Origin of the sequence: Alteromonas sp. C1M14, assembly GCF_018860965.1 — a bacterium.
Classification (GTDB): Bacteria; Pseudomonadota; Gammaproteobacteria; order Enterobacterales; family Alteromonadaceae; genus Alteromonas.
The window spans coordinates 302858-316080 of record NZ_JAHKQF010000015.1 but is presented as its reverse complement, the minus strand read 5'-3'; the positions used below and the strand labels follow the sequence as shown (position 1 = coordinate 316080).

At 44.8% G+C, this 13223-nt stretch carries 9 protein-coding genes; 5 read left to right on the top strand and 4 right to left on the bottom strand.

Annotated elements, in window-relative coordinates; all coding sequences use genetic code 11:
* Window positions 1-22 precede the first annotated feature (22 nt).
* Complete coding sequence (locus KO501_RS13850; RefSeq protein ID WP_216030260.1) at window positions 23-1951, bottom strand: EAL domain-containing protein; 1929 nt, start codon at window positions 1949-1951, stop codon at window positions 23-25.
* Between the two features lie 163 nt (window positions 1952-2114).
* Window positions 2115-3137, bottom strand: a complete 1023-nt coding sequence (locus KO501_RS13845; protein ID WP_216030259.1) for a DNA topoisomerase IB — start codon at window positions 3135-3137, stop codon at window positions 2115-2117.
* Window positions 3138-3517: 380 nt separating this feature from the next.
* On the opposite strand from KO501_RS13845, the gene KO501_RS13840 reads away from it, so the two are divergent.
* Window positions 3518-4432 (top strand): choice-of-anchor L domain-containing protein, encoded by a 915-nt coding sequence (locus KO501_RS13840; RefSeq protein WP_216030258.1) that lies wholly within the window; start codon window positions 3518-3520, stop codon window positions 4430-4432.
* Between the two features lie 160 nt (window positions 4433-4592).
* Entirely contained in the window at window positions 4593-5504 is a 912-nt protein-coding gene (rlmF, locus tag KO501_RS13835) for a 23S rRNA (adenine(1618)-N(6))-methyltransferase RlmF (RefSeq protein ID WP_216030257.1), read from the top strand.
* Window positions 5505-5564: 60 nt separating this feature from the next.
* On the opposite strand, the gene KO501_RS13830 is transcribed toward rlmF, so the two are convergent.
* Window positions 5565-5981: an META domain-containing protein gene (locus KO501_RS13830; protein WP_216030256.1), complete on the bottom strand. Its 417-nt coding sequence runs from the start codon at window positions 5979-5981 to the stop codon at window positions 5565-5567.
* A gap of 226 nt (window positions 5982-6207) precedes the next feature.
* Between KO501_RS13830 and KO501_RS13825 the strand changes: the two genes are divergently transcribed.
* Entirely contained in the window at window positions 6208-8895 is a 2688-nt protein-coding gene (locus KO501_RS13825; RefSeq protein ID WP_216030255.1) for a reprolysin-like metallopeptidase, read from the top strand.
* A gap of 5 nt (window positions 8896-8900) precedes the next feature.
* Entirely contained in the window at window positions 8901-9314 is a 414-nt protein-coding gene (locus KO501_RS13820; RefSeq protein ID WP_216030254.1) for a hypothetical protein, read from the top strand.
* Window positions 9315-9376: 62 nt separating this feature from the next.
* On the opposite strand, the gene KO501_RS13815 is transcribed toward KO501_RS13820, so the two are convergent.
* Window positions 9377-10723 carry an MATE family efflux transporter gene (locus KO501_RS13815; RefSeq protein ID WP_216030253.1) on the bottom strand — a complete coding sequence of 449 codons (1347 nt, stop codon included), beginning with the start codon at window positions 10721-10723 and terminating at the stop codon, window positions 9377-9379.
* A 329-nt stretch (window positions 10724-11052) separates the two neighbouring features.
* Between KO501_RS13815 and KO501_RS13810 the strand changes: the two genes are divergently transcribed.
* The gene (locus tag KO501_RS13810) at window positions 11053-13119 is read left to right on the top strand and encodes a TonB-dependent receptor (protein WP_216030252.1); all 2067 of its coding nucleotides are present in this window, start codon (window positions 11053-11055) and stop codon (window positions 13117-13119) included.
* Window positions 13120-13223 lie beyond the last annotated feature (104 nt).

Sequence of the window (13223 nt, the reverse complement as noted above, 5' to 3'; positions counted from 1 at the left end):
AAAGCCACGTAGTTTTGGGTTATTACAATCCCACGCTAAATTGCTTAAACACATCAAACTCACTGGCTGAAACCGGTTTTTGAAATAAGTAACCTTGCCCATACTGACAATGGAGGTTGTTGAGGTATTGATGGCACATACTGGTTTCTATACCCTCGGCAATAATCTCCATATGAAGCTCGTGACCCATCGCAATAATGGTTGCAGCAATGGTGTTATTTGCAGGCATAAAGCTCTTATCTATTTTTAAAATATCGAAGGGGAGATCCTTTAGATAGCTTAAACATGAATAACCTGTGCCAAAATCATCAAGTAATAGCAACGCGCCTAACTCTGAGAGTTCATGCAGGTTAGCCACACACACTTTATCTTCGGTAATGGCGATATTTTCTGTAATTTCTATGTGAATGCATTTAGCGGGAAGGGCGTATTGTTGCAAAATGGTAGCTACTCGTTTGGCAAAACCCACATCTTTTAATTGGTGGGAGGAAACATTGATGGCCATTGTATGGTCGGTGGCACCCTGTTGATGCCAACGTTTACACTGCGCACAAGCTTGTTGTAATACCCAGTCGCCAATTTCAATAATTTGCCCAGAATTTTCCGCGATGGGAATAAACTCGTCAGGACGAATGGACTCATTGTTCATGTTTGTCCAGCGTATAAGCGCCTCGCTGCCCACCGTCTTACCATCGGCAAGCCTTACCACGGGTTGATACACCAAACTAAACTCGTCGTTGGCGATGGCGTGGTGTAATTGTTGGACGATACTCAGTTTTCGATTTTGTCTATTTGCCGAGTTTTTATCATATGGCTGAAACTGGTTTTTTCCTGCACTTTTAGCTTGGTACATGGCGGTATCGGCGTGCTTGAGTAATGCCGTTGCATCGGTACCGTTATCTGGATAGCACGCCACCCCGATACTGGCAGTGATGAAGGTTTCAATTTGCACCAGTTTAACGGGTTTATTAATGGCATCTATCACTCTTGAGGCAATAACATCGATGGTTTCAACGGCGTCAAAGCAGTCAGTAACCGCCACGAATTCATCGCCGCCAAAACGTACCACAGAATCACACTCTCTTAATGTGTGAGCAATTCTTCTTGCCATTTCAATAAGTAATTTGTCGCCAACGGAATGACCTAAGGTATCGTTGATGTCTTTAAATTGGTCTAAATCGATGAACATCACAGCAAATTGCGTTTCATTTCTGGACGATTTGGCGATAGCGGCATTAATGGTGTGTTCAAGCAAATTCCGGTTAGGTAGCCCAGTTAAGGTGTCTTTATAGGCAAGGCTTTTATTGCGCTCTTCACTTTCTGCGAGGGCTTTCATGGCGGCTTCACGATTGGTAAGTACCAAGGATACAGCTCTAGATAAATACATGGTAAACAAAAGGAGAATAATGCAGGAAGACACAATCAGCGAGATAATAATATCGGCAATAAAATTGACGGTTTTTTCTACAGGTGCTTCAAACTCAATGGAGTTATGACTAAATATCCGCAAGGTTTCAATGAGTTGTTCTTGCAATGATGCTTCATCAATGACCCCAGCTTCGAAGTGGGTTATGGCCTCTAAGGCTTGATTGGCGCTGACAATGTCTTTTTGGCAAATAGAAATGATGTTATCGGTATTGATAAAGGTCATTAAGATACGATCGATGGGGCCAATCTTCTCTAAACATTCTAGCGGTTGCTGCCGGATATTGATGATGGCGTTGCGAATAGTGTCCGTTGCCTGGGGAGGCTGTGAGAAAAGTGCGGGTTTAGGGGTTGAAATAAGAGAGTGCAGATCACTGACATATTTAAAATGACGCACGTTTAGCTGATGAAAGTAGTTGCTGTGATTTAAAGTGAAAAAGCTCCAAATCAACAATACTGAAAAGAGTAAAAAAATAAGGGTTAAAAAGGGGAGTGCTTTTCTTATCCCACTGCTTTTTGAATTCATTTCTAATTAGACTCTGTACGTATACGCAGTAATGGGATAACGCTCTACCTCATACTACCATTGATATATTAAAGTAAAGCTTAATAGTATTTATAGCATAGAATTTTTTTTACGCAAGTGAACTCCTTTTTTCGGAGTCTTTACTTTTAAGCTAATGTTTTTACTAGGATATTACTTCCAAAAGCCGCTTTTCAATTGGCTCTAAGTGAGACAATGAAGTACAGCCTTGGTCTTTAATTTCTTTAACTTGGCTTACCAGTTCGCTAAGGGCGTCACTGTGCTGCAGGGTAAAAAGCTGCGGATGAATATAGTATTGTCGGCAAACTGTCGGCGTATTACCTAACTCCTTTGACACCAATTTACTTAATGAGCTTTCCCATGTTCGTGTTTTAGAGGCCGACAACAGTGCAATTACCTCGGGTATTTTTAATAGCGCATAACGGCTTGAGGCCCATGTTCTAAAATCTTTGCAACTAAATTGGGGGGCAAATTCACGGTGAATAAAGTGGTTCACATCTTCGCTGGTTACGTCATGCCAGCGTTTATCCGCGCTTTGATAACGAAATAAACAATATCCTTGCTGCTCTGCACATTCATTTACTAATTTGGCGAGTTCAGGATCATCTATCATTAACAAACGTGGTTTTCCGTGCTTGCCGGTATAACTAAGTCTGAGGTTGGCCTGTTCCTGTTTTGCAATATGCTTTCTGCGCAGGGTAGTAAGGCCATAAGTGGCATTTTGTTTACTATACTGGGAATTACCGACTCTGGCCCCGGTGTAGTCTAAGAGTAAACATACCAACGCACAGGCCTTATCTATATGCCAACCACCGCTGGCGAGTAGTTTCACGCAACGCTTTCTAAAGGCGGGAAGTTTACGGCCAAACTCCTTAAGACGTGAAAATTTAATGACTTGTTGTTGCTTGTGCCACAACGGATGATAAATATACTGTCTTCGATTTTTATTATCGTAACCTACGGCTTGCAAACTTGCTTTGCTGTCATCACTGATATACGTGTTCTGCCAGTTTGGCGGAATAACCAGTTTTTTAATACGATTTAGCACACGCTTTCCAGTCACTTTTTTGCCACTACGATAGCGGTAATAAAAGCCATGCTTGCCACACCGAATTCGCGCTATTGAAAGGTGACTGTCGTCATCGTAATGAATAACCTTGGTTGGCAAACTTTTTGTTCCTTAAACAGTGCAATTTAGGGAGGGTGGTTTTTCGTGCAAACTTCACCCTATTTAGATTGATTTTTTAATACTGCTTAATAACCCACTTTGATCACTGTCTGGGAGACGAGATGGACGAAGGTGTAGGCAGGTGGTGAGGCAGTGAAGGTCATGAATAAGAGTGGAAGTTTCAATTACTACATCTTTTTTTGCGTCCATTAATTTTACATTTTTATAAAGTTTGATGGCTCTCTTGAAAGTAAGGTAATGATTTTTCCTTAATTGTTAAGTTGGTCTTAATTATGCTTTTAGTATTTCCGCAGTTCTCATGGGGTAGCCGTTTCATTGGGATTTCACTAGGAAGTAAACTAACCAATAGGATTATGGAAATGAAATTAAACAAACTTGGCTGTACATTGCTATTTGCACTTTCTTCTAGCACCCAAGCTGGATTACTGGGACTCGATCTTATCGAAACCGGTGATAATGCGGTGTCAGATATTACCAGTTCGTTAGTGGTAGCGGGCGGTGGCGTTAATGTCGTCTCCGGTTCCGAGGTATTTATGGGCGCCATCGGCGATGGTATTGATGGCGACACGGCACAATCAGGTATTTTTTCTGGCGTTGATATCACTGATGGCGCAACCACGGTGAGCATGGGGCAAGGCGCAGTTTTAACCAGCGGCACAGCCAATATACCCAGTACCAATAGCTTTTCAAGCTTCGATCCGTTCACGCCCTTTACGGGAGGCGACGCGGACCTAACGGCTATTCTTGACGCTGCTGGCGCGCCTAGTAGTGCAACCGATGACGTTAATTACATCGAGTTCGATTTTACGCTGGATGCAGGGTTTAACGCCATATCCTTAGATTTCATATTCGGTAGCGATGAGTTTCCGGACCAAGGGGTAACGGATGTGTTTGGCGTGTTTGTAGATGGTACCAATTATGCGTTTTTCCCTGATGGGAGCTTAGTGTCTTTTGTGCAAGGGACGAATGCTGGAAACTTTCTAGACAATACGTCCGGCTTATTTGATATCGAATATGACGGGTTTAGTAAGAACCTAAATTTAGTCGGTTTAGTTGATGAGTCGTTATCTGAGCATACCCTTAAAATAGCCATCGCTGATACGTCGGATTTGATTTTCGATAGTGGTGTATTTTTAAGTAATTTAACCGGGGTTTATACCGTCAATGATGGTGGAGTTAATAATCCTCCCACCGCTAGTGTTGACGAGCCATTTAGCGCGCTGTTGTTCTTAAGTGGCTTAGGTGCCTTGGTGGGATTACGACGTCGCCGCTAATTGTGCATTTTTTTAATAAGGCCAAGTTCATACTTGGCCTTTTTTCCCAGTGTTGAGCACACCGATTGTACGCGGCGATGCTCGTAAATTAAGCCCACATGTCTCCTCAGTTTACTGTTTCAATGATATTCTGTTTGTACTCCCATTTAAGTACATCGTAATGCACGCAAGAAATCTTCATAAAAATGGTTACCCCATGGCCAAGCTTTGTCAGACTTACCCTGCGCTGTCTGGCTATTTGAAACAAGCTAAAAGCGGCAAATTGAGTATCGATTTTGCTGATCCTAAAGGGGTAAAAGCACTCAATGCTGCGTTGTTAGCGCATTACTACCACATTAAGCACTGGGACATTCCTCAGGGCTATTTGTGCCCACCTATTCCAGGGCGGGCCGACTACATTCATGGTATTGCCGATCTGTTGGCCAGCGAAAATCACGGCGAGATCCCCACGGGAAAAACCATTAAAGGCTTAGATATCGGTGTGGGAGCAAATGGGATTTATCCAATTATTGGCAGTCAGTCCTATGGCTGGACATTTGTGGGCAGTGATATCGACAGTGCGGCTGTGAAAGCTTGCCAAACCCTAGTCACGAAGAATACCGCATTAACGGGGCTTGTCACTGTTCGTCATCAGCAAGAGAAACAGTGTATCTTTAAACATATCATTCAGGCTGATGATTATTTTGCTTTTAGTCTGTGCAATCCGCCGTTTCATAAATCAGCCAATGAGGCGAGAAAAGGTACGGCTCTTAAAACCGAAAATCTTGGTCGAAACAAGCATAAACGTACGGGTAAAGCACCCAAACGAACGGTTAACCCAGGCTTAAATTTTGGTGGCATGTCAAATGAGTTATGGTGTGATGGGGGAGAGCTAGCCTTTATTCAAACCATGATTAAAGAAAGTGTCGCAGTAAAAGATCAAATAGGGTGGTTTACCTGTTTAGTGTCTAAAAGTGCACATTTAAAGCCCATTAGTACCAGCGTAAATTATTATGGTGCCACCCAATTTAAAAAAATAGAGATGGGGCAGGGGCAAAAGCAAAGCCGTTTTGTGGCCTGGACATTCCGTTAATAAGGGCAACGAATCATCAAAAGCACAACCGAACGGCTAAAAAACAGCCTGCATTGGGTGTTAGTTGGCAGGCATTAGCTTAATACGGCTTTTGGAATCTGGATCAACCAGCAATATCCATGGCTTTCCCGCAACGGCCGTAATCTTACTAACCTGATTTAATGCCTGCATGTACCCTTGCTCTTGAAGCATCAGCGCAGGAGGACACATTTTTCGTGTTAAGGCCATTTGACTGACAGCCACGGCGTCCTGATTTTGTGTCACCGTGCCGCTAAAATTATTACATCCTGCACTTCCTGACAATCTGTTGCCTTCCACAAGTAATGTTAAATGGCTGTTATCTATGACCCCTTTGCCATTGATATCTTCCACTTGCCATTGGCCTTCTAAAACAGGGGGAGTGGCGGTTTTGGGTTCGTGGGCACACCCTGAAAGTAACGCAGTGGCCATGGCGGCCGTCCATATTTTCATTTGCATGAATGCTCCTTTTTATTTTTAAACAGCGAATATACAGCCGTTATTATGTATAAATAGTCTGAATAGGATATGAATAACCGCCAATCGATGAATTTGTTACCCCGTGCTTGCTGTTCTTGTTATTTATGGCAATGTAAATAACATTGCTGGGGACGCGAAATCGTTGCTCGGCCTATGTGCCTCGACTACTATGGGGCAAAGCTTCTTTCACGCTTAGGGTTGTATTATGCAAGTTGTAGCGAAACGCGTATTTAGTCATATTGCTAAGCGTATTGCGGTAGTGGGTTTATCTGGGGTTAGCGCGTTGTCGGTGGCGAATGTGGTGGCTGCTGACGGATTGTGGATAGAATCTGCACAGGGGAAGGCGTCTGGCTATACTCAGCAAAAGAAAGTGTCTGTGGCTAAGGGGAATTATCAAACCTTGGACAGTGCGGTGCTAGAAGAACGATTTGCTGATAAAAGTGCCACTATTACGCTGGCCATTCCTCTGCCCGATGGTACTCAAGGGGATTTTACTCTAACGCCATCTCAGGTTATGTCGGCTTCCCTTGCATCTCGTTACCCTCAATTTATGTCATATCAGGCCGCGCAAGTTGATGCGCCCAAAAACATAGGCCGATTTAGTCTTACCCACAAAGGGTTAAGCGGAATTTATCGTTACAACGGAAAGTGGGTGTTGTTGTCACCGGTTTATGAAGACAATAACGAAGAATATGTCAGTTACTACTATCAAGATGGCGAAGGCGAAAGCTTACTGGCAAGTACTGTAGACGATGTGTTGGAAGCCGCTAGTTTGGCAGAAGAAGATCAGGATCCCCAGGTAGCTACAGCACAAAAAACCACCGGTGATACCCTTATTACCTATCGCCTTGCGTTAAGTGCGACAGGTGAATACACCCAAGCTGTTGGCGGCACGAAAGAGGATGCCATTGCAGAAATGGTTGCACTGGTGAATCGGGTTAATCAAATATTATTGGTTGATACGGCTATCCAATTTGAAATGGTAGATAACGAAGACATTATCTACACCGATGGTGATACCGATCCCTACACCAACTCTGACTCTGCCGATGATCTTGCCACCAATCAAACCGTTATCGACGACGCTATTGGCACCGACAACTATGATATTGGGCATTTGCTGGCAACCAACCCTGGCGGTTTAGCGTATGTGGGGGTGGTATGTAATGGTAGCTACAAGGCACAAGGCTATAGTGGCAACACCTCCCCACAAGGGGAACGTTTTTATATCGATCTTGTTACTCATGAATTAGGCCATCAACTCGACGCTGAGCATTCTTTCAACGCTCAAGATAGCAGCGATTGTGCTGAAGATCAGCGTTCAAATAACAGTGCCGTTGAGCCCGGCAGTGGCTCAACCATTATGTCTTACGCTGGTCTTTGTAGTGGCCAAAATATAGAAACCTCAGCGGATCCCTATTTTCATGCCCATTCTGTGGAGCAGATCCGCGATTATGTTGAGACAGGCCGGGGAGCAACCTGTGGTACACGTACCAGCATAGACAATTTGGCACCGAGTGTGAGTGTCGATAGCAGTGGTTATACAATCCCAGCGAACACCGCGTTTTACTTGGAGGCCAGCGCCACTGATGATGACGATGATGTGCTTAGTTATACTTGGGAAGAAATGGACGCTGGAGGCGACGAGGGGGGAACGGCCGATGGTACGGAAATGAGCACGGACAATGGGGCAAACCCTTTGTTTCGTTCTTACCAAGCCAGTGCCCTTAGCTATCGCTATTTTCCGGCGTTAGCGGATGTGCTCACCGGTACGGTGAGTTTTGGTGAGACTTACCCCACCACCGACCGAGAGCTTAACTTTCGTGTCACGGTAAAAGACAACCTGGGTGGAGTGGATACCGCAGATGTGACCTTAGAGGTAAGCGATACTGGTGAAACCTTTGCCGTTACCCAGCCCGTTGCAAGTAGTATTTGGGAGGGTAACAGCGAAGAAAACGTTACCTGGAATACAGCAAATACCCAATCTAGCCCCATTAGCTGTGACACGGTGGACATTACCGCGGATCTTGATGGCGACAATGTATTTGATACCACCCTTAGCAGTGCTACCGACAACGATGGCACACAAAGTGTCGTGGTGCCGAATACCGCCACTACAGTGGCCCGAGTGATGGTCAGTTGTAGTGACAATGTGTTTTATGCGGTTAACCCCGCTGCGTTTACCATCTACGCAAGTGAATTGGCTGTTGCTCCCATTATTGAAGGGCAGGCTGATTTATCAGTGGATGAAAACAGCAGTATCACCCTAACCTTAGATGATCTAGAGGTTACCGATACCGATTCATCTTACCCCGACAACTTTACTTTAACCCTTGAAACCGGCAGTAATTACACCCTAGATGGCAATACGGTGATCCCGGATCTTGATTTTTATGGTGAACTATCGGTATCGGCAACGGTAAACGATGGTGTTAATGACTCTATTAGTTATCCACTCGTCATTACGGTAAATGCGGTGAATGCAGCGCCGGTAGCCAGTGACGATACGGCAACAGTAGAACAAGACAGTGGGGAGGCCTTCATTGATGTACTTAGCAATGATAGTGACAGCGACGGTGATACTCTAAGTATTACCTCTATTACCTATACCGGTAGTAGCCTAGTGAGCATCAATGATGATGAAATTAGCTATCAACCTGAAGCCGGGCTATCGGGCACAGAATCCATTAAATATACCGTGTCTGACGGTGCCCTTACTGATAGCGCCACATTAACTATCACGGTGAATGCCGCAGAAACAGAACAGACCGACAGCAATGACAGCGCGGATACCACAAGCAGTGATTCAGGTGGTGGGAGTTTAGGACTAGGGTGGTTGGCCTTATTAAGTGGTGTGACCTTTATACGTCTGCGCCGGCGGATGCAAAGATAATGGTTATGATGGGTAAAACATGGTCTCTAATGCTAACGGCCGTATTAGTGAGTGTGGGGTGTCATGGCTGCGCCGGTAACATGGCGGGGAAGGAGCAAACTTCCGCGACAATGGATAATAAGGGCACACAACCTTCACACCCTTTACAGTGGGTCATGGATGCCGATCCTAAGCAGGATGCCACACAAGCAATCCATGATGGCGATTTACGTTTGTTAGCCTTTGGCGGTAGGGTCGTGTCTATCCCTGGGATTGATATGGCAGTGTATCCTCTTCCCACCTTACGCGAGAAGTGTGGCTATCGCGTTATTCGTGGCACATCCGACACGCTGCGAGTGGGTGAGTCTACCGCCTATCGCAGCCAAGCCTACGATTATGCCAAAAGGTATAACCAAATTGTGCTAACGCATTGTTTGTAGTCACAAGGGGCGCAATTGATGAACCCCTTACAAATGCCCCCATTTACAGGTGATATAGCCGTTTATAACTTTGTTACCTTGCTGATTCGCGCTAAGGCGCGAGTGACTAGCAGGTAGCTCATCAGAGCCTGAACGTACACAGAAAACACCGACAGATACCAAATTTCTTGGATGGCGAGTTGTTGGGTAAGTGAAAGATAAATTACCGGTAAGGCAAACACCCCCATACGGGTGATTGAACTATAAAAAGACGGCAGTGTATTTCCCAACCCTTGAAACACGCTGCTCGCTGCAAGCACATAACCGGCGGGAATGAAGTTAAAGGCAGCCATACTCAAAAAGCCGGTGGCGACTAAAATGACTTCAGGATCTTGGGTAAATTTACCCACAAATAATTGGGGAACAAAAAAGCACACGATGGATATGATGGCCATAAGAATAGCGGTAATGGTGGCAGTGGTACGATAGGCCTGCATGATCCTTGCCGTGTTACCGGCCCCCAAGTTTTGACCGATCACCGCAGGTGCAGCAAAGGCCACGGCCATCACCGGTAAAAATAGGGATTGCATTATTCGTATACCGATGCCAAACCCTGCTTGCGCTTGAGAGGTGAATTGACTGAGTGCCCAATAAATCACGGACATATAGAAAAACGTAAGAATAAACTCGCCGCCAGCGGGCAGGCCCACATTGAGAATGCGCTTCACCGTGGACATATCAAGAGCAACGCTAAAGGGGGCAACAGTTAAATAGCGATCTTTTACTTTGCAATATCGGGCTAATAAAAACAGCGATAGCATGGCCGCAATACTGCTAGCCAGTCCCGCCCCGACCACTCCTAACGGTAACCCAGTGAGCCAGCCCTCAATAAGAATTGGAGACAGCAGTATATTAAGTAATATTCCTAGCATGGAGATGATCATGACCGGTTTAACAATACCGGTTCCCCGTAATCCAGCGCCTAGTACGGTCATGGTAAATTGGGCAAGGAGGGAAGGAAAAAACCAATAAAAATAAGATAAGGCTAGACGCTTAGTTTCGCTGTCGGCTGTCAGTACCGTGAAAATCCATCCGGCACTTCCGTATCCGAGTACACCAAGTACCAGAGTTGCCAATATAGCAATACGTAATGATTGGTTAAAAATATGACTTGCTCGGTCTTTATCTTTGCCACCTACCGCGTTTGCAACCAAAGACGCACAACCAATATTCAATACTTGGGTAAGACCTAAAATTAAGAAAAATAAACTACCAGCACTGCTTACGGCAGCAATGGCGATACCGCCTAATCGACCAACAAAATACAAGTCGACTAAAAAGTACAGGGTTTGTATAAAAAGTCCAACGGCAACGGGGATCGCCATTTTTATTAAGTGGCGACTCAAAGAACCGCGAGTTAAATCTTCCATTGTAATCCTTAAGCAGGGGTAGGTACTGGAAAAAGCATTCCACCAATTGGTCTTGACCGCCATGTTAATTGTCAAACAAAATTAGATACCTAACTTTGCCAATTAACACCTTAATTTTAACGATGGTTGGATATACTTAATGCATTATAAATGGGCAAATTCAGGTACTCTGTTTTGCCTTTCTTTTTGGCCTCGTTTTATGTAAACCACCAATCACATTCTTATAAAGTTTGTGTTAATCCTTGCAGCGAGTGATTTAATGGTATAAAGATATAATAGTATGTCAATAATGATTAATGTGCCACTAACAATATTACCAAGGATTTAGAATGAGTAAGAAACACCGCAACGCCGTTAGCCGGATATCACCACATTTGTTTCTTTCACTGTCGGTGGCATGTGCATGCCAATCAGTTAGTGCTCAGGAGCTCGAACGCATAACTGTTAGAGCTCAGTACAAAGAAGAAGATTTACAGACTGTTCCCATTGCAATTACCGCGCTGAGCGAGAAAGACATCGAGCTACGCAACATGCAAGATAGCATGTCGTTAAACGAAGCCGTTCCCAATATCAACGTGGCAAAGAACGTGGGTGCATCAAGCGGAATGAAGGTTTTTCTTCGTGGTATCGGAGAGGATGAATCCCGCGCGGGTGTGGATCCAGCCGTTGGCGTGTATGTTGATGATGTATATATTGGTCGTCAAACGGGGGCCTTATTAGACCTGGCTGATATTCAATCTTTAGAAGTATTGCGGGGTCCTCAAGGAACACTTTATGGACGTAACTCAAACGGTGGTGCCATTCGGGTAACCACTAAACAGCCAACTTTGTCTGATCAAACGGTTTTGAAAACATCTATTGGCTCATCAGATTTGGTGCAAGGTTATTTGATGGTGAACAAGGCCCTTACTGACAAGTTGGCTGGGCAAGTGGCTGTGTTTAGTAAGAGTCGCCAAGGGTTTATTACCAACACCGATACCGGGGATCAGTTAGGGGATGTGGATAGACTCGGCGCCCGTGTGGCCACGCGATATTATGGTGACACATGGGATATTCAATGGTCTGCGGATTTCTTACGGGATAATTCAGACCCCGGCTATCCTACTCGTCCTGAAGACGCCAACAGCGATCTGTTTGTGATCAACCAAGCCATGTTCCCATTAGGGGGCACAATAAATGGGGATACCGAACTGGGTGAATTTTACAATCACCTGTATCAAAGCGGCACAAGTTTAAAGGCTCATCGGGAGCTAGATAATGGGGTGAGTGTTGAGTCTTTAACCTCTTATCGACGGTTAACTCAGCAAATGCTGACTATTGTGTCGCTCACTTTCTTTCAAGACATCGCGCAAAATCAATTTAGTCAGGAAGTACGGTTTGCTAAAGATACCGACGATTACAGCTGGGTATCGGGTGTTTTCTTGTTTCGCGAAGATGCGGATCAGTTTACCCAATATATTTTCGGTAGTGCGGATATTGATTTGTTAACTGAATCGGCAGCTGTATTTGGTCAGTACACTTACAATGTGAATGATCGCTTACACCTAACCGGTGGCTTGCGGTACACCTGGGAGTCAAAAGAGTTTGATGCGGATGCCAGTGATGATTACTGGAGCAGCTTAGCGCAAACCAATGAAGGTCTGTCTGAAGAAACGTGGGGCAACTTGTCTTGGAAAGGCGTCGTGGGCTATGACTTTAGCGAAGATGCCTTTGGTTATCTGTCGGTGACAACCGGTTTTAAATCGGGAGGTTGGTCACCGGATAGTTTCGCTGTGGTGGATGACGAATCAGTGGTTACCTACGAAGTGGGCGTGAAAAGCGATATTTCTAAAGCACTGCGATTGAATGTGAATGCCTTTTACAATGACTATACCAACTTACAGGTTAGTGGTACCACTCCCAACGGATTTACACGCTTAAATGCCGGTGATGTAGAAACTTACGGTGTTGAAGCCAGTGTAACTTGGCAAGCCACAGAAGATCTGACCATCGATGCTTACGTGGGCACCCTTGAAGCGAAATATGTCACTATTACCGAAGAAGCCTTGGCATTTATCGACAAATCCTCTGAGCTTAAACAAGCGCCGCCGTTAAGTTACGGTGTTAACTTTAATTATGCTACCGAGGTTGGTGAGGGGCAGTTAATTTATAATGTCCAATATTCCTATACCGACAAACAGTACAATGATTTGTCGAACAGTGAAATTATCTCTCGCAAAGCCACCGATATCCTCAATGGCCGGATTGCTTATAAATGGGGCACAGAAGTGGAGTACAATGTGGCCTTATGGGTGAAAAATGCCTTTGACGAAGAGTACGCCGCGGCGGGTACCTCCGGTACGGTTTACCCTGGCGACCCTAGAACCTACGGTCTTGATTTCTCGTTTAATTTTTAATCATTATCGAGATTAAAAAAAGCCACGCCTCAGCGTGGCTTTTTTGTTCATTCACCATTTACCCATACTCTTATAACAGATTTACTCTAAGACCCTGTTTTACT

What these genes read in the sequence shown, in the direction of transcription:
- KO501_RS13850 (WP_216030260.1), bottom strand. Translation starts at nt 1,951, where the DNA reads ATGAATTCAAAAAGCAGTGGGATAAGAAAAGCACTCCCCTTTTTAACC.
- KO501_RS13840 (WP_216030258.1), top strand. Translation starts at nt 3,518, where the DNA reads ATGAAATTAAACAAACTTGGCTGTACATTGCTATTTGCACTTTCTTCT.
- rlmF (WP_216030257.1), top strand. Translation starts at nt 4,593, where the DNA reads ATGCACGCAAGAAATCTTCATAAAAATGGTTACCCCATGGCCAAGCTT.
- KO501_RS13830 (WP_216030256.1), bottom strand. Translation starts at nt 5,981, where the DNA reads ATGCAAATGAAAATATGGACGGCCGCCATGGCCACTGCGTTACTTTCA.
- KO501_RS13825 (WP_216030255.1), top strand. Translation starts at nt 6,208, where the DNA reads ATGCAAGTTGTAGCGAAACGCGTATTTAGTCATATTGCTAAGCGTATT.
- KO501_RS13820 (WP_216030254.1), top strand. Translation starts at nt 8,901, where the DNA reads ATGATGGGTAAAACATGGTCTCTAATGCTAACGGCCGTATTAGTGAGT.
- KO501_RS13815 (WP_216030253.1), bottom strand. Translation starts at nt 10,723, where the DNA reads ATGGAAGATTTAACTCGCGGTTCTTTGAGTCGCCACTTAATAAAAATG.
- KO501_RS13810 (WP_216030252.1), top strand. Translation starts at nt 11,053, where the DNA reads ATGAGTAAGAAACACCGCAACGCCGTTAGCCGGATATCACCACATTTG.